Annotated in this window: 14 protein-coding genes; 7 read left to right on the top strand and 7 right to left on the bottom strand. The window is 66.5% G+C overall.

Features of this window, described 5'->3' with window-relative positions; all coding sequences use genetic code 11:
* Positions 1-131: 131 nt before the first annotated feature.
* The 3 genes from ROZ37_RS00225 to pmbA form a co-directional block, all read right to left on the bottom strand.
* A complete protein-coding gene (locus tag ROZ37_RS00225; protein ID WP_312656543.1) occupies positions 132-1,214 on the bottom strand; it encodes a TRAP transporter substrate-binding protein DctP in 1,083 nt (360 codons plus the stop codon).
* A gap of 335 nt (positions 1,215-1,549) precedes the next feature.
* The gene (locus ROZ37_RS00220) at positions 1,550-2,632 is read right to left on the bottom strand and encodes a TRAP transporter substrate-binding protein DctP (protein WP_312656541.1); all 1,083 of its coding nucleotides are present in this window, start codon (positions 2,630-2,632) and stop codon (positions 1,550-1,552) included.
* A gap of 131 nt (positions 2,633-2,763) precedes the next feature.
* On the bottom strand, positions 2,764-4,104 hold the full coding sequence (gene pmbA, locus ROZ37_RS00215) for a metalloprotease PmbA (RefSeq protein WP_312656540.1): 1,341 nt from the start codon (positions 4,102-4,104) through the stop codon (positions 2,764-2,766).
* A 61-nt stretch (positions 4,105-4,165) separates the two neighbouring features.
* Here pmbA and yjgA point away from each other — a divergent pair, with 61 nt between their 5' ends.
* The 5 genes from yjgA to dinB all read left to right on the top strand — a co-directional run bounded on the left by yjgA (position 4,166) and on the right by dinB (position 8,291).
* Complete coding sequence (gene yjgA / locus ROZ37_RS00210) at positions 4,166-4,735, top strand: ribosome biogenesis factor YjgA (protein WP_312656539.1); 570 nt, start codon at positions 4,166-4,168, stop codon at positions 4,733-4,735.
* 52 nt (positions 4,736-4,787) lie between these two features.
* On the top strand, positions 4,788-5,378 hold the full coding sequence (gene mog / locus ROZ37_RS00205) for a molybdopterin adenylyltransferase (RefSeq protein ID WP_312656538.1): 591 nt from the start codon (positions 4,788-4,790) through the stop codon (positions 5,376-5,378).
* 110 nt (positions 5,379-5,488) lie between these two features.
* On the top strand, positions 5,489-6,571 hold the full coding sequence (gene aroG / locus ROZ37_RS00200) for a 3-deoxy-7-phosphoheptulonate synthase AroG (RefSeq protein ID WP_312656537.1): 1,083 nt from the start codon (positions 5,489-5,491) through the stop codon (positions 6,569-6,571).
* Positions 6,568-7,080: a FixH family protein gene (locus tag ROZ37_RS00195; protein ID WP_312656535.1), complete on the top strand. Its 513-nt coding sequence runs from the start codon at positions 6,568-6,570 to the stop codon at positions 7,078-7,080. Before aroG ends, ROZ37_RS00195 begins: the two co-directional genes overlap by 4 nt.
* 131 nt (positions 7,081-7,211) lie before the next feature.
* The gene (dinB, locus tag ROZ37_RS00190) at positions 7,212-8,291 is read left to right on the top strand and encodes a DNA polymerase IV (RefSeq protein ID WP_312657473.1); all 1,080 of its coding nucleotides are present in this window, start codon (positions 7,212-7,214) and stop codon (positions 8,289-8,291) included.
* 122 nt (positions 8,292-8,413) lie between these two features.
* Here dinB and ROZ37_RS00185 read toward each other — a convergent pair whose 3' ends face one another.
* Positions 8,414-8,965 carry a cob(I)yrinic acid a,c-diamide adenosyltransferase gene (locus ROZ37_RS00185; protein ID WP_312657471.1) on the bottom strand — a complete coding sequence of 184 codons (552 nt, stop codon included), beginning with the start codon at positions 8,963-8,965 and terminating at the stop codon, positions 8,414-8,416.
* Between the two features lie 126 nt (positions 8,966-9,091).
* On the opposite strand from ROZ37_RS00185, the gene alaS reads away from it, so the two are divergent.
* On the top strand, positions 9,092-11,710 hold the full coding sequence (gene alaS, locus ROZ37_RS00180; protein WP_312656533.1) for an alanine--tRNA ligase: 2,619 nt from the start codon (positions 9,092-9,094) through the stop codon (positions 11,708-11,710).
* A 76-nt stretch (positions 11,711-11,786) separates the two neighbouring features.
* The gene (locus ROZ37_RS00175; RefSeq protein WP_312656532.1) at positions 11,787-14,345 is read left to right on the top strand and encodes a bifunctional diguanylate cyclase/phosphodiesterase; all 2,559 of its coding nucleotides are present in this window, start codon (positions 11,787-11,789) and stop codon (positions 14,343-14,345) included.
* Between the two features lie 143 nt (positions 14,346-14,488).
* Here the strand turns inward: ROZ37_RS00175 and ROZ37_RS00170 are convergent, their stop codons facing one another.
* The 3 genes from ROZ37_RS00170 to ROZ37_RS00160 all read right to left on the bottom strand — a co-directional run bounded on the left by ROZ37_RS00170 (position 14,489) and on the right by ROZ37_RS00160 (position 16,812).
* Positions 14,489-15,880, bottom strand: coding sequence for a phosphomannomutase/phosphoglucomutase (locus tag ROZ37_RS00170; RefSeq protein WP_312656531.1), 1,392 nt, complete (start codon positions 15,878-15,880; stop codon positions 14,489-14,491).
* A gap of 187 nt (positions 15,881-16,067) precedes the next feature.
* Positions 16,068-16,502 carry a nuclear transport factor 2 family protein gene (locus tag ROZ37_RS00165; protein WP_312656530.1) on the bottom strand — a complete coding sequence of 145 codons (435 nt, stop codon included), beginning with the start codon at positions 16,500-16,502 and terminating at the stop codon, positions 16,068-16,070.
* A gap of 109 nt (positions 16,503-16,611) precedes the next feature.
* Positions 16,612-16,812: a zinc-finger domain-containing protein gene (locus ROZ37_RS00160; protein WP_312656529.1), complete on the bottom strand. Its 201-nt coding sequence runs from the start codon at positions 16,810-16,812 to the stop codon at positions 16,612-16,614.
* Position 16,813: the final 1 nt, after the last annotated feature.

Here is a 16,813-nt window from a genome sequence, read left to right as displayed (position 1 = left end):
TTTTGCCTGGAGCGAGGGGTGGAACTCGTGCGCGACCGGGAGGTCGAGCGCGCCGGGGAGCGGATGCTACAGCTCCGCTTCGCGCGACGGAAGTAAAAACGGCCCGCTGGTGCGGGCCGTTCGAAGTCGGCTCAGAGCTTCTGCGCGGACATGTACTGGTCGTAGCTGCCTTCGGCGATGCCCTGCCACTGGTAGGCATCGGCCTGGAAGCGCGAGTAGTCGCCGTAGATCTTCTTCCACTGCGGATTCTTGTCGTTCAGATCGGCATAGACTTCGCGCGACGCCTTGAACGCCGCGTCCATGACGTCCTTCGGCAGGCGCTGAAGCTTCGCGCCTTCGGCGATCAGTTGCTTCAGCGAGGTCGGGTTGTGGGCGTCGTAACGTGCCAGGACTTCGAGGTGGGCGTCCGCGGCGGCGTGGTCCACGATGGCTTTGTACTCGTTCGACAGCGCGTTGTAAGCCTTGCTGTTGACCAGCAGCGAGAACTGCGTGCTGCCTTCCCACCAGGCCGGGTAGTAGTAGTTCTTCGCGACCTTGTGCAGCCCGAGCCGCAGATCGTCGTACGGCCCGATCCACTCGGCGGCGTCGACGGTGCCCTTCTCCAGCGCCTGGTAGATTTCGCCCGCGGGGATGTTCTGCGGCACTGCGCCGAGTTTCGAGATCACGCGCCCCGCGAAGCCGCCGATGCGGATCTTCAGGCCGTTCAGATCGGCAACCGACTTGATTTCCTTGCGGTACCAGCCCCCCATCTGGGCACCCGAGTTCCCCATCACGAAGTTCACGATGTTGTATTGCGCATAGAACTCGCGCAGCAGCTTGAGGCCGTTGCCTTCCTTCATCCACGCGGCCATCTGCCGCGCGTTCATGCCGAACGGAATCGCGCAGTCGAGCGCGAAAGCCTCGTCCTTGCCGAAGAAATAGTACGGCGCCGTATGCCCGCACTCGATCGTGTTCTGCTGCAGCGCGTCGACGACACCGAAGGCGGGGACGAGCTCGCCCGCCGCATGGACGCTGACGGTGAACTTGCCCCCGGTCGCCTCGCTGACGTTCTTCGCGAACGCCTCGGCGCCGCCGAACAGGGTGTCGAGCGATTTCGGAAAACTCGATGCAAGGCGCCAGCGGATGTTCTGCTGCGCGCTGACGATGGCCGGGGCCGTGCCGGCGGCAAGGATTCCTGCAAGGCCGGCGTTTCTCAGGAAGGAACGACGCTCCACGTTATCTCCTCTTTGTTCCTCGTTGTAATGGCGCAGAGAGTACAGGCTTGTAAGTAGGCCGAAAAACCGCGGAAAACCCTAACCAAAGTCGTATAGGGCGAGGCAGTGTGACGTTTTACGCATCGGGCGGGAATTCGATGCGGCGGAAGCGGCAAGTGCGCCGCGACAGGGCCGGTCGGGGCTGGTGGCGGCAGCGTGCGCGGCGAAGGATGGGGGCGGCCGCGGTCTTCGCGTGGAGCGCGCCGACGGCAGTCGGGAAGGGAGGGAGGAGGGGGAAGCCGGCGGCCGGAGAGCCGCCGGGTGTGCCCGATATTCGACGGGCGGAATGAGGACGGTCAGAGCTTCTGCGCCGCCATGTACTGGTCGTAGCTGCTTTCGGCGAGTCCCGACCACTGGTACTGCTCTTGCAGGAAGCGCGAGTAGTCCGCGTAGATCTTCTTCCAGTTCGGGTTCTTGTCGTTGAGCTCAGCGTACACCTCGCGCGACGCCTTGAACGCCGCGTCCATGACGTCCTTCGGCAGGCGCCGCAGCTTGGCACCTTCGGCGATCAGCTTCTTCAGCGCCGTCGGATTGTGCGCGTCGTAGCGGGCCTGCGTGACGACGTGCGAGTCCGATGCCGCCTGCCGAACGATGGCCTTGTACTCTTTCGACAGCCCGTTGAACGCCTTCGCGTTGATGTACAGCGTGGTCTGCGCGCTGCCTTCCCACCACGCGGGGTAGTAGTAATACGGCGCGACGCGGTGCAGGCCGAGCTTGAGGTCGTCATACGGACCGACGAACTCGGTCGCGTCGATCGTGCCCTTTTCGAGTGCGGAATAGATCTCGCCGGCCGGAATGTTCTGCGAGACGACGCCGAGCTTCGCCAGCACGCGGCCGCCGAATCCGCCGACGCGGAATTTCATGCCGTTGAAGTCGGCGACGGACTTGATCTCCTTGCGGAACCAGCCGCCCATCTGCGTGCCCGTGTTGCCCATCGGCAGGCTCACGATGTTGTATTGCGCATAGAACTCGCGCATCAGCTTCTGGCCGTTGCCTTCGTACATCCACGCCGTGAGCTGGCGCGCGTTCATTCCGAAGGGGATCGCGCAGTCGAACGCGAAAGCCTCGTCCTTGCCGAAGAAATAATACGGCGCCGTATTCGCGCACTCGATCGTGCCCTGTTGCAGCGCATCGACGACGCCGAACGCCGGCACCAGCTCCCCGGCCGCGTGCACGGACACCGTGAACTTGCCACCGGTCGATTCCGAGACATTCTTCGCGAACGTCTCCGCGGCGCCGATCAGGCTGTCGAGCGATTTCGGGAAGCTCGACGCGAGGCGCCAGCGGATGTTTTCCTGTGCGTTGACGATGGCGGGCGCGGTGCCGCTGGCGAGCACGCCGGCAAGGCCCGCGCTCTTTAGGAATTTGCGACGCTCCAAGATGGCTCCTTGTGTCTATCTATCGAAATGCGGAATCAGATGCCCGAACGTTGCCGGCCCGAAGCGGCGGGCGGCACGGGCGCGAATCATAGCCCAGCCTCCGCCCCCGGTAATGCGAATCCGGTAGGCGCTCAACGTCCGGCGATCTTCATCCGCTCGATGAGGACCGAGCCGCAGTGCTTCGCGCCGCGCGGCAGCGCGTCGTTGCCGATCGCGACGATGCTGCGGAACATGTCGCGCAGGTTGCCAGCGATCGTGATTTCCTCGACCGCGTGCTTGATCTTGCCGTTCTGGACCCAGAAGCCGGCGGCGCCGCGCGAGTAATCGCCCGTCACGTAATTGACCCCGTGACCGAGCAGTTCGGTGACGATCAGTCCGCGGTCCATGTGCTTCACGAGTGCGTCGAAATCCATGTCGCCGGCACCGACGATCAGATTGTGCGAGCCGCCGGCGTTGCCGGTCGTCTGCATGCCGAGCTTGCGCGCCGAGTACGTGGACAGGAAATAGCCGTTCAGGACGCCGTCGGTGACGACTTCGCGCTCGCGCGTCGCCACGCCGTCGCTGTCGAACGCACTCGAGCCGAAACCCTTCCGGATCAGCGGGCGCTCGGAGATGTTCACGATCGGCGAGAAGATCTGCTGGCCGAGGCTGTCGAGCAGGAAGGACGATTTGCGGTACAGCGATCCGCCGCTGACCGCATGGACGAAGTTGCCGACCAGCGCGACCGCGAGCGGCGCTTCGAACAGCACCGGCGCTTCGCAAGTCTTGATCTGGCGCGCGTCCAGACGCGCGAGCGCGCGCTCGGCGGCACGACGCCCGACCGTTTGCGCATCCATCAGGTCGGCGTGGTCGCGGCGCGAGTCGTACCAGAATTCGCGCTGCATGCCATCGCCTTCGCCGGCGATGACCGAGCAGGACAGGCTGTGCCGGGAGGTCGCATAGCCGCCGAAAAAGCCCGCACTGTTCGCCGAGACGAAGTGCGACTCCTGGGTCGAGACGCTCGCGCCTTCGGAGTTCGTGATCTTCGGGCTCGCCGCGAATGCGGCCCCCTCGCACTCGCGCGCGGCGCTGATCGCGTCCTCGACGCTCGGCCGCCACGGGTGATGGAGATCGAGATCGGGAAAATCCTTCGCCATCAGCGCGGCGTCGGCAAGGCCCGCGCAGGGGTCGGGCGCCGTGAAGCGCGCGATCGAGACGGCCGCGTCGACGGTTGCTTCGAGCGCTTCCTTCGAGAAGTCCGACGTGCTTGCGTGCCCGCGCTGCTGGCCGAGGTAGACAGTGACGCCGATGCCTTTGTCGCGGTTGTATTCGATCGTGTCGACTTCGCCCTTGCGTACCGTCGCCGATTGGCCGAAGCCTTCGGAGACGTCGGTTTCGCAGTCCGAAGCGCCGCGCTTTTTCGCGAACTTCAGCACGTCGGCGGCGATTTCATGGAGGCGGTCGGGTGGGAACGAGAAGCCTTGAGCGGACATGGGCGGGGACCGATGAGCAAAGGGCTATAATCTTACCCCGTTCCCATCGCCTGTACTTTTCATGATCCACGCCGACCACGACGACCTGCTCTCCGGCGACGAGGAGGGCGTACCGCTGCCTCCGAGCAAGAGCCAGCTCAAGCGCGAAATGCATGCGTTGCAGGATCTCGGGGAGCAGCTCGTCGCGTTGTCGCTCGATCAGCTCAAGAAAGTGCCGATGCCCGATGCGCTCGCCGATGCGGTGCGCGAAGCGAAGCGGATGACGAAGCACGAGGCGCGGCGCCGCCAGATGCAGTACGTCGGCAAGCTGATGCGCAACATCGACCCGGCGCCGATCCAGGCGCAGCTCGATGTGTTCAACGGCGTGTCGAAAGCCGAGGTCGCGCGCCAGCATCGCCTCGAGCGCCTGCGCGCGGACCTGCTCGAAGACGAGAAGACGCTGCAGACGATCGGCGAAACCTGGCCTGACGCGGATTTCCAGCAGCTGCGCACGCTGCGCCGCAACGCGCTGAAGGAGCGTGAGCAGAACAAACCGCCGCGCGCGTTCCGCGAATTGTTCCGCGTGCTGCGCGAACTCGACAGCGGCGACGCGACCGACGCCGCCGACGCGCAGGACGAAGCGGAAGATTGAGTGCCGGGAGCGTCTGCGGACCGGCGCGCCGAATGATCCACAGGGAGTTTCGATGAGCGACGAAATCACGATCGGGCTGGTGTCGATCAGCGACCGTGCCTCCGAAGGTACTTACGAGGACCAGGGCATTCCGGCGTTGCGCGACTGGTTGGGACGCGCGCTGACGTCGCCGTGGCGCGCCGAGGCGCGGCTGATCCCGGACGACCGGGCGACGATCGAGCGCACGCTGATCGAGCTTGCCGACGTGGTCGGTTGTTCGCTGATCCTGACCACCGGTGGCACCGGCCCGGCGCCCCGCGACGTCACGCCGGAAGCGACGCTCGCCGTCGGCGACAAGGAGATGCCCGGTTTCGGCGAAGAGATGCGGCGCATCAGCCTGAACTTCGTGCCGACCGCGATCCTTTCGCGCCAGGTCGCCGTGGTTCGCGGCGCGAGCCTGATCGTCAATCTGCCCGGCCAGCCGAAGTCGATCCGCGAGACGCTCGAAGGCGTGCGCGCCGCCGACGGCTCGGTGACGCACGTCGGCATTTTTGCCGCGATTCCGTACTGCGTGGACCTCGTCGGCGGGCCCTATGTCGAGACCGATGAAACCGTGATCAAGGCGTTCCGGCCGAAACAGGCGATCCGCCCGAAGAAGGACTGAGTTTCCGCTTCGCCAGTCGAGCGCTCGCAGCGACTGGCGATCGCGGCTCGGGCGCGGCCGATCTTCGGCTAGAATCGATCGCTTGCCAACGAATCCGTCCGAGTTTTGCCATGACCGCCTCGCTCCAGATCCATATCGACGACGTCCGCATCCGGGAAATCAAGGAACTCATTCCGCCGGCCCACGTGCTGCGCGAGTTTCCTGCGACACCGCGCGCGGCCGAGGTCGCGTACGAGGCGAGACAGGGGATCCATCGCATCCTGTACGGGGCGGACGACCGCCTGCTGGTCGTCGTCGGGCCGTGCTCGATCCACGACATCGACGCCGCGCTCGAATACGCGCGGAAGCTGAAGGCCGAGGCCGACCGCCTGAAGGACGACCTGCTGATCGTCATGCGGGTGTATTTCGAGAAGCCGCGGACGACCGTCGGCTGGAAGGGCCTGATCAACGACCCCTACCTCGACAACAGCTTCCGCATCAACGAAGGCGTCCGGCTCGCGCGCAAGCTGCTGTGGGAGATCAACGAGCTTGGGCTGCCGGCGGGCACCGAGTTCCTCGACATGATCACGCCGCAGTACATCGGCGACCTGATCTCGTGGGGCGCGATCGGCGCCCGCACGACGGAAAGCCAGGTGCACCGCGAGCTCGCGTCCGGCCTGTCATGCCCAGTCGGCTTCAAGAACGGCACTGACGGCAACGTCAGGATCGCGGTCGACGCGATCAAGGCGGCGCAGTCGCCGCACCATTTCCTGTCGGTGACGAAGGCCGGGCATTCGGCGATCGTGTCGACACTCGGCAACGAGGATTGCCACGTGATCCTGCGCGGCGGCAAGAGCACGAACTTCGACGCCGACAGCGTCGATGCGGCATGCAAGGAGCTCGCGGCGTCGGGCGTCACCGGCAAGGTCATGATCGATTTCTCGCACGCGAACAGCCGCAAGCAGCACCGTTTGCAGATCGACGTCGCGCGTGACGTCGGCGCGCAGATGGCGACGGGCGAGGATCGCATCATCGGCGTGATGGTCGAGTCGCACCTCAAGGAAGGGCGCCAGGACCTCATGCCGGGCAAGGAGCTCGAATACGGCAAGAGCATCACCGACGCGTGCATCGGCTGGGAAGACACGCTGACGGTGCTCGACATCCTCGCCGACGCCGTGCGCCAGCGCCGCGTGCGGCTCGCGGACCAAGAGTGAAACCGGTGGCTGTGGACGAGTCCGGAGTGGCGCGGCGGCGCGCCGCGGAGAACAACGGCGCGCGCATCGCCGCGCTGGCAATTGGCGGCGCCTTCCTGCTGCTGATTCTCGCGTTCGTCACGATGGCGTTCATCGTCCGCGACGAGGCGCGGCTCAATCCGATCGGCCCGGTGGCTCCCGGCGCCGGTTCCGAACGCGGCGGCGTCGTCTTCTCCGGGGCTGCGGGCACCTGGGAGCTGCGCGGACAGGTTGCGATCGACGCGCAGCGCAGCGTCCACGTCGCGTTCGACCTCGTCTCGCCGACGGGCCAGCCGGCCCCGGCGAGCCTCGTGCCGACGATCGCGTTCGAGCAGCCGGATCGCGAGACGACGCCACTGACCGCCACCGCATCGCGCGAAGCGCCTGGCAGTTACGTCGCGACGGCGCCGCTCCCCGCCGATGGGCAGTGGCGGCTGCGCATCGGGCTGCCGGAAATCGCGGCGGTTCTCGTTTTCGACGTAGCGGAATGAGCGCGCGATCGGTTCTCCGATCCCGCAGCGTGCGGAGCTGCGGAAGGTAAGGCATGTCGGCCGGTGCCCCCGCGCCGCGCGATCCGGGACCGACGGAGGCGGAGTCGTCGCTCGCGATGAGGCCGGCTGCGGTGCGGAAGATCATCCACTGCGACTGCGACTGCTTTTACGCGTCGGTCGAGATGCGCGACGACCCCTCGCTCGTCGGCCGGCCGATCGCGGTCGGCGGCAAGCCGAGCGAGCGCGGCGTCGTGGCGACCTGCAACTACGAGGCGCGCGCGTTCGGCGTGCGCTCGGCGATGTCCAGCGCTCAGGCGCTGCGCCTGTGCCCGCAACTTCTGCTGCTGCCGCCCGATTTCACGCGTTATCGCGAAGCTTCGCGGCAGATCCTCGCGATCTACCGCGACTACACGGAGCTCGTCGAGCCGCTGTCGCTCGACGAGGCCTACCTGGACGTTTCCGCGGTCGATCGCTGTCGCGGCAGCGCGACGCTGATGGCGCGCGAAATCCGTGGCCGGATTCACGATGAGGTCGGCATCACGGCGTCGGCCGGGATCGCGCCGAACAAGTTCATCGCGAAGGTCGCGAGCGACTGGAACAAGCCCAATGGGCAGTTCGTGGTGCGGCCCGACGAGGTGGATACGTTCGTCGCCGCGCTGCCGGTGAAGAAGATTTTCGGCGTCGGCAAGGTGACCGCCGAGCGCTTGCATCGCCTGGGTGTCGACTTCTGCGCCGATCTGCGTCGGTGGGAGTTCGCCGACCTGACGCGGGAGTTCGGCCGCTTCGGCGCGAGCCTGCACCGCTTGTGTCGCGGCATCGACGAGCGCCCGGTGGCGCCGGACCGCGAGCGCAAATCGCTGTCGGTCGAGACGACCTACAACCGCGATCTGCCCGATCTTGCCGCCTGCCTTGCCGCGCTTGCGCCGCTGGCCGAAGAGTTCGCGCAGCGGATGCTGCGGCTGCGGGACGGCGAAATCGTGCACAAGGCCTTCGTGAAGGTGAGGTTTTCCGATTTCAGCCGCACGACGGCCGAGTGCGTCGAAACCTCGCCCCGAGCGGAAACCTGGCGCCGCCTCCTCACCGAAGCGCACGGCCGGCGCAGCCTGCCGGTGCGACTGCTGGGCGTCGGTGTGCGCTTCGCCGCCGGGTTGGAGCCGGATCCCCAGCTGCCGCTGTTCGCGCAGGTCGCGATGGACGGGCAGGAGCGCTGAAGACCGATGGGCCAGCCGGGCGGGGAGCCGACCGGTCACGTCGGCCTTCGCAGCGCTCACACCGATCTACGGTAACGACGAATATGTCGCGGGGACGACGCCCGTCGCCCCGTAAAGCGTATTTACGCGTTCTTGCCCTTCTGCCACAGCACGTCGCCGCGGCCGGCCGCCCGGTTCAGCACGCGGCCGAGCACGAACAGCAAATCGGAAAAGCGGTTCAGGTATTGGCGAGGGCCGTCGTTGACCGCCTCTTCCTGCGCGAGCGCGACGATCGCGCGCTCGGCGCGGCGGCAGACCGTGCGCGCGAGGTGTGCCAGTGCCGCGGCGCGGCTGCCGCCGGGGAGGATGAAGTCCTTCAGCGGTTCGAGCGGCTCGTTCAGGCGGTCGAGCTCGGTTTCGAGCTTGTCGACGTGCTTCTCGCTGATCATGCTCATCCCCGGGATGCAGATTTCGCCCCCGAGGTCGAAGAGATCGTGCTGGACGTCGGTCAGCAGGCCGCGCACGTCGTCGGGCAGATCCTCGCACAGCAACAGTCCGACGACCGCGTTCAGCTCGTCGACTTCGCCCAGGGTGTCGATGCGCCGGCTGTTCTTCGCGACGCGCTTGCCGTCGCCGAGCCCGGTGGTGCCGGCGTCGCCGGTGCGGGTGTAGATCTTAGAGAGCCGATGTCCCATTTCGTCGCCTTCCTCCCAGTTGAAGCGCAGGATTATAGGGGAAGCGTTGCGGTCTCCTTTCATCCGTTAGAATCGCCGCTTTACGTAACCGCTGCCCGTTCTGGCCAGTCCACGCGAAGCCCATCCATGAAAAGCGCTGAAATCCGAGAGAAGTTCCTGAAGTTCTTCGAATCGAAAGGTCACCAGATCGTCGCGTCGAGCTCGCTCGTGCCGCACGAGGACCCGACGCTGCTGTTCACGAATGCCGGGATGAACCAGTTCAAGGACGTCTTCCTCGGTTTCGACAAGCGACCGTACTCGCGCGCGACGACGTCGCAGAAATGCGTGCGCGCCGGCGGCAAGCACAACGATCTCGAAAACGTCGGCTACACCGCTCGGCACCACACCTTCTTCGAGATGCTCGGCAACTTCAGCTTCGGCGATTACTTCAAGCGCGACGCGATTCGCTACGCGTGGGAGCTGTTGATCGACGTGTTCAAGCTGCCGAAGGACAAGCTGTGGGTGACGGTGTACGCCGAGGACGACGAGGCCTACGACCTCTGGACGAAGGAAGTCGGCGTCCCGGCCGAGCGCGTGATCCGCATCGGCGACAACAAGGGCGCGCGCTACGCGTCGGACAACTTCTGGATGATGGGCGATACCGGCCCTTGCGGCCCCTGTACCGAGATCTTCTATGACCACGGGCCCGACATCTGGGGCGGGCCGCCGGGGTCGCCCGACGAGGATGGCGACCGCTACATCGAGATCTGGAACAACGTCTTCATGCAGTTCAACCGCGACGAGGCCGGCGTGATGCATCCGCTGCCAAAGCCGAGCGTCGACACCGGCATGGGCCTCGAGCGCATCTCGGCGGTGCTGCAGCATGTGCATAGCAACTACGAGATCGACCTGTTCCAGAACCTGATCCGTGCGGCTGCGCGCGAGACGCAATGTGCCGACCTCGCGAGCCCGAGCTTGAAGGTCATCGCCGACCACATCCGCGCCTGTGCGTTCCTGATCGCCGACGGCGTGATTCCCGGCAACGAAGGGCGCGGCTACGTGCTGCGCCGGATCATCCGTCGCGCGATCCGCCACGGCTACAAACTCGGCGCGCGCGCCGCGTTCTTCCATCGCCTCGTCCCCGACCTCGTCGCCGAGATGGGCGACGCCTACCCGGAGCTGAAGTCGGGCCAGTCGCGCGTGATGGACGTGCTGCGCCAGGAAGAGGAGCGCTTCTTCTCGACGATCGAGAACGGCATGGCGATCCTCGAGACCGAGCTCGCGGCGATGAATGACGCCGGGACGAACGTGTTCAACGGCGACACCGCGTTCAAGCTGCACGACACCTACGGCTTCCCGCTCGACCTGACGGCCGACGTCTGCCGCGAGCGCGAAGTTACCGTCGACGCGGCGGCGTTCGACGCGGCGATGGCGCGACAAAAGGAGCAGGCGCGGGCGGCGGGCAAGTTCCGCATGGCGGCGAACCTCGAATACGAAGGCCCGGAGACCGCGTTCCACGGCTACGAGCGGCTCGAGGAGCGCGGCCGCGTGCTGGCGCTGTACCGTGACGGCGCGCCGGTCGACGCCTTGCAGGAAGGCGAGATCGGCGTCGTGGTGCTCGACAACACGCCGTTCTACGCCGAGTCGGGTGGCCAGGTCGGCGATCGCGGCGAGCTGCGCGGCGCGGCGCTGTTCGAGGTCGAGGACACGCAGAAGATTCAGGCCGCGGTGTATGGCCACCACGGCGTCGTCAAGACGGGCCGGCTCGCGGTGGGGCAGGAGGTCGTCGCGCGCGTCGATGAAGCGGCGCGCGCCAGCACGCAGCGCAACCACTCGGTCACGCACCTGATGCACAAGGCGCTGCGCGAAGTGCTTGGCGCGCACGTGCAGCAGAAGGGTTCGCAGGTCGATCCGGACAAGACGCGCTTCGACTTCGCGCACACGGCGCCGCTGTCACCGGAGGAAATCCGCGAGGTCGAGGAGATCGTCAATGCGGAAATTCTCGCGAACGTCGCGACCGAGGCGCGCGTGATGCCGATCGACGACGCGCAGAAATCGGGCGCGATGATGCTGTTCGGCGAAAAATACGGTGACGAGGTGCGGGTGCTCGCGATCGGCTCGAGCAAGGAGCTGTGCGGTGGCACCCACGTCGCGCGCACCGGCGACATCGGGCTGTTCAAGATCGTGTCGGAAGGCGGCGTCGCCGCCGGCGTGCGCCGCATCGAAGCGGTGACGGGCGCGAACGCGCTGCGCTACGCGCAGGAGCAGGAGCGCCGCGTGCAGGGCATTTCGGCGCTGCTGAAGGTGCAGCCGGACGAGGCGGCCGAGCGGGTCGCCGGCATCCTCGACAACGTTCGTGCGCTGGAGAAGGAGCTTGCGCGGCTGAAGTCGCGCCTCGCCGCGAGCCAGGGTGACGACCTCGCGGCGCAGGCGGTCGACGTCAAGGGAGCGAAAGTCCTCGCGGCCGTGCTCGAAGGCGCCGACGTGCCGACGCTGCGGGAAATCCTCGACAAGCTCAAGGACAAATTGAAGTCCGCGGTAATAGTGCTCGCGTCGGTCGCCGATGGCCGCGTTAGTCTGATCGCCGGCGTTACCGCCGACCTCACCGGCAAAGTGAAGGCCGGCGAACTCGTGAACATGGTCGCGCAGCAGGTCGGCGGCAAGGGCGGCGGTCGCCCGGACATGGCGCAGGCGGGCGGGACGGATTCGGCGAACCTGCCGGCAGCTCTCGCCTCGATGCGAGGCTGGGTCGAAGCGCGGCTCTGAGCTTCGGCTGCTGGCGCGAAAAGCCGCCCGAGGGCGGCTTTTTTCATTCATGCGGCGTGAGAACCAACAGGGATTCATGAATTTCGAATTTCGAAGTGCCGTACAGCAGCGACAGGGCGAGTGGTCGGGGGTCTTCGACCGTTTCGCGCACTCGTATCTGGTGTGGGCCCTGGTCGTCGTCATCGTCGGCTTCTGGCTCTTCAACCTGCGGACCGTCCTTGCCGACTACGACGCGCGCGAGGAGCAATTCCTGCGCGCGTACCAGGAGGCGGTGCTCGACAAGAAGCGCGAGGAGATCGAAGCCGTCTTCCGCTCGATCTACCAGCACCTGCGCACGATCTCGCTGATTCCGGCGATCCGTTCCGTTCCGGGCGGGAACCGGCACGACGCGGGTGAAAGCGCGGTGGGCGACGGGCGCCTGTCGGTCGACACCGATCAGACGGTGCGGCAGATCTTCGTCAATCTGTCGCGCAACGTCCAGCTTTCGGAGATCTACACCGTGCTCGACGGTTTTCGTCCTGACCAGGGCGAGGTGCCGTTGCTGATGTACGACGCTCATTCGGACGAGAACGAGGCTGCGGCCGCCGACGGCAACGGGCCGGAGGAGCCGCAGGAGGACGAGTCGAGCGAGTACGCGCACTACGTCCGCCAGCTCGATTGGTTCCGCCTGCGCTTCCCGCAATGGACGTTCTCCGAGAACATCGACGGCATCCCGGCGATCCTGTCCCCGCTGCTGCCCACTTGCGACAACACGCAATACACCGCGGCCGACGGCGAGGTCCGTGACACGTACGGCCTGCTCTACTCGGTACCGATGTATGGGAACGAGGACGGGCGCTTCAAGGGTCTGGTCACCGCGATCCTGCGCGTTAACGTGATCGAAGCGATGCTCGTCGGCGTGCCGCTGATTCCCGTGACCGCGAGCGATCGCGCGAAGGCCGCCGCGCAAGGCTGGGAAATGCCGCAGGCGCCGTCGGACCTCGCGGTGACGCACGACGAGCACGACATCGAGATCTTCGATCGGCGCAATGCGGCGTTTTCGCAGGGCGTCGAGGCGGCCCGCTCGCACCTTCCCGGCCGCTGGGCGGCGATGGACGTGCACGTTCGCACGGACGGGACGATGCGCCTGCATCACTACCTCGCGCCGGCGGAGATCGACGCGCTCGTGGCGCCGCTGCGGCAGGAGCGCAACGGCGCAGTCGGCGCCCGCCTCGTGCTGCTGGTCGTGCTGATGCTGATTTTCTTTCGCGCGATTCGCGATCAGCGGCGCCACCACGCGGAGCTCATACGGCTCGCGCTCTACGATTCGCTGACTTCGCTGCCGAACCGCCGGCTGTTCGTGCAGCGGCTCGATCAGTCGATCGCCCGCGCGCGCCGGCACGGCAAGCGGGTCGGCCTGATGTCGCTCGACATCGACAATTTCGGCGGGATCAACGACACGCTCGGCCATCAGACCGGCGATGCGCTGCTCGCCGCGGTTGCGACGCGTTTGCGCGAAACCCTGCGAATTTCCGATGAAGTCGGGCTGCGGGGCTTGCGCGACAGCGGGCCGTCGCTCGCGCGTCTCGGGGGGGACGATTTCACGCTGATCCTCGACGAACTCGAGCGCCCTGAAAGCGCCGTGCACGTCGCCGAACGGATCATGGCCGCCTTCCGCGAGCCCTTGATCCTCGGCTGCCACAAGGTCGAGCTGTCCCTGTCGGCGGGTCTCACGGTCTTCCCCGAAGATGCGGCCGACAGCGCCGAGCTGATGATCTGCGCCGACCACGCGCTGCGTCAGGCGAGCGCCGCCGGAACCGGGCATTACCGCATGTTCAACGACGAGATGCGGCGCAAGGCCGAGCGGCAGACCCGGCTGACCCGCGAGCTCGCGCTTGCGGTCCGTGCGCAGCAGTTCTCGCTCGCGTACCAGCCGAAGCTCGATCTACGCACCGGCGACGTGGTGTCCTTCGAGGCGCTGCTGCGCTGGCAGCACGCCGAACTCGGCTTCGTTTCGCCCGCCGAGTTCGTTCCGCTGCTCGAGCGCAGCGGCCAGATCGTCGAGGTCGGGCGCTGGATCCTCGAAACTGCCTGCCGGCAATTGCTGAGCTGGCAAGCCGGCGGCCGGCCGGAGTTGCGGATGAACGTCAACGTGTCGGCGCGCCAACTCCTTCTGTCCGACGTCGTCGGCACGGTGCGGGAGGTGCTGGCGGAGACCGGGGTCGCGCCGCCGACGCTGACGCTCGAGATCACCGAATCGATGGTCATCGACAACCTGCAGGACGGGCAGGGTGCGCTCGAACGGCTGCGCGCGCTCGGCGTGCGCATCGCGATCGACGATTTCGGCACCGGCTACAGTTCGCTGACCTATCTGCAGCGGCTGCCGGTTGACTGCCTGAAGCTCGACAAGTCGATGATCGACACGGTGCTCGATCCGAAAGGCGGGCACGTCGTCCGCTCGACGATCGGCCTCGCGCACGGGCTCGGCCTGGAAGTCGTTGCCGAGGGCGTCGAACAGGAGGCGCAGCGGGATGCGCTCGCCGCAATGGATTGCGACGTCATGCAGGGTTACTTCCTGTCGCGTCCGCTGAGCGACCGCGACGCAACCGCATTCCTGGAGCGCCATCCCATCGCCGAGGCGCTGGACGGCGCCTGACAGCCGTCGCGCGCGAGCGCGGCGCGAAAGACGGAATGTCGGGAGTCTGACCGCCCGGAGCACGCAGTCTCACGCCGCGCCGGCGAGCGTCGGGAGCAGGGACGGCCCGTCGGGCCGTCCCGTTACCGCATTCGACGCGCCCGTCAGAACGGCAGCTGAACGCCGGGCCAGACGCCTTCGATCGCGCGGCGGAAGTCCGCCTGGATGCGGGCGAGGGCTTCCTTCGAGTCGGCTTCGAAGCGCAGCACGACGACCGGCGTCGTGTTCGACGGCCGCGCGAGGCCGAAGCCGTCCGGGTACTCGACGCGGACGCCGTCGAGCGTGATGACCTCGTTCGCGCCGTCGAAGCGCGCCGACTCCTTCAACTTGCGCACCAGTTCGAACGGCTCGCCTTCGGCCATCTTGATGTTCAGCTCGGGCGTGCTGATCGCATCCGGCAGCGCGTCGAGCACTGCGCTCGGGTCGGCGGACCGCGACAGGATCTCGAGCAGGCGTGCGCCGGCGTAAAGGCCGTCGTCGAAGCCGAACCAGCGCTCCTTGAAGAAGACGTGGCCGCTCATCTCGCCGGCGAGCGGCGCATCGGTCTCCTTGAGCTTCGCCTTCACCAGCGCATGACCGGTGTTCCACATCGTCGGCTTGCCGCCGTGCTCGCGAATCCAGCCCGCGAGGTTGCGCGTGCATTTGACGTCGTAGATCACTTCGCCGCCCGGGACGCGAGACAGCACGTCGGCGGCGAACAGCATCAGCTGGCGGTCCGGGAAGATGATGTCGCCCGCCTTCGTGACGACACCGAGCCGGTCGCCGTCACCGTCGAACGCGAGTCCGAGTTCGGCGTCGGTCTCGCGCAGCGCGCGGACGACGTCCTGCAGGTTCTCCGGCTTCGACGGGTCGGGGTGATGGTTCGGAAAGTTGCCGTCGACGTCGCAGAAAAGTTCGACGAGCTCGCAGCCGAGGCGTCGGAAGAGGTCCGGAGCCACCGCGCCGGCGACACCATTGCCGCAGTCGATAACGATCTTCATCGGCCGTGCGAGTCTGACGTCGGACACGATGCGGTCGAGGTAGGCGTCGACGACGTTTTCCTCGTGCAGGTCACCGCCGCCATGCACGAAATCGTTATCGACGATGCGGCGGCGCAGGTCCTGGATCAGATCGCCGTACAGCGTCTGTCCGCCGAGGACCATCTTCAGCCCGTTGTAGTCCGGCGGATTGTGGCTGCCGGTGACGCTGACGCACGAATCCGTGCCGAGGTGGTACGCGGCGAAGTAGGTCAGCGGCGTCGGCACGCAGCCGATGTCGATCACGTCGATTCCCGCGGCGCGGATGCCGTCGGCGAGCGCGCCGGCGAGCTCCGGTCCCGACAGGCGGCCGTCGCGCCCGACGGCGATCGCGCGCTGCGATCGCGTGCGGGCTTCCGAGCCGAGCGCGTGTCCGATCGCGCGCACGGCATCGGCGGTGAGCGTCTTGCCGACGATGCCGCGGATGTCGTAGGCCTTGAAGATCTCGGGGGCGGGCGGCGCGTAGCGGGTCGCTGTCATCTCGTATCGTGTCCTCGCAGTTAAAATTGCCGCGATTATCGCAGACGCCTGCGTCAGCGGGATTTCGATGGCGAGCTTCGTTTCAAATTGCGGGTGTGCGGGTCGGCTCGACAACGGAAATTCGCGCCCTGGGCCGTTTTGGTGACGGCCTTCGGCGCGCCGGTCGACGTGCCCGGCGGGGGAGGGGTCAGTGGACGATTCGCGGCGCGTCGGGACGGCCGGCGTGCAGGCTGTCGGGGGCGGCGGATGCGTGATGCATGGCGAGGCGCCAGCCGAGCGGGCCCCGGATGTAAACGTTGGTCGCGATCATCGGCGGCTGCAGCCGTTTCTCGCCTTCCACCGCGATGTGCTCGACGACGTTATGCACTTCGAGCTGCGGATTCGCCGTGACGACGCGGTGCGACGTGCGGATGCTGATCTTCACGTTGCCGGAGAAAAGCTGCCGCCATGATTCGCGGATCGCGGCAAGGCCCACGAGGCGCGGATTGTCCGGGTGCACGCAGACGACTTCTTCGTCCTCGGACCACACGGCCATCAGTGCGTCGAGGTCGGATTTCGTGATCGCGTCATAGAAGGCAGCTTCGGCTTCGGCGGCCGAGGTGAAGATCGGTTTGTTGCTCACGATGAAGGGCTCGGGGCGGTTTGAGTCGGTCGAAAATTCGGCAGTCGAAAAGGGAAGGGGGCGTCTCCGCCCCCTTCCGGTCATTCGACCAGCCGTCGCAGCGAAGGTCTCAATGATGACCTTTCGGACGCTCGCCGGTGAAGACATATTTGGCACTGCAATACGGGCACACCGCTTCGCCTGTCTTCAGGACGTCGAGGAACACGCGCGGATGCTGCGCCCACAGCGGCGCGCCGGGGCGCGGGCAGTGCAGCGGCAGGTCGTGGGCGGTGACGGCGATCGACTGGATCTTGTCGTGGGTTTCGGCCATG

It is taken from the genome of Aromatoleum sp., from assembly GCF_032027225.1.
GTDB lineage: Bacteria > Pseudomonadota > Gammaproteobacteria > Burkholderiales > Rhodocyclaceae > Aromatoleum.
This window is presented reverse-complemented; position numbering and strand designations above follow the sequence as displayed.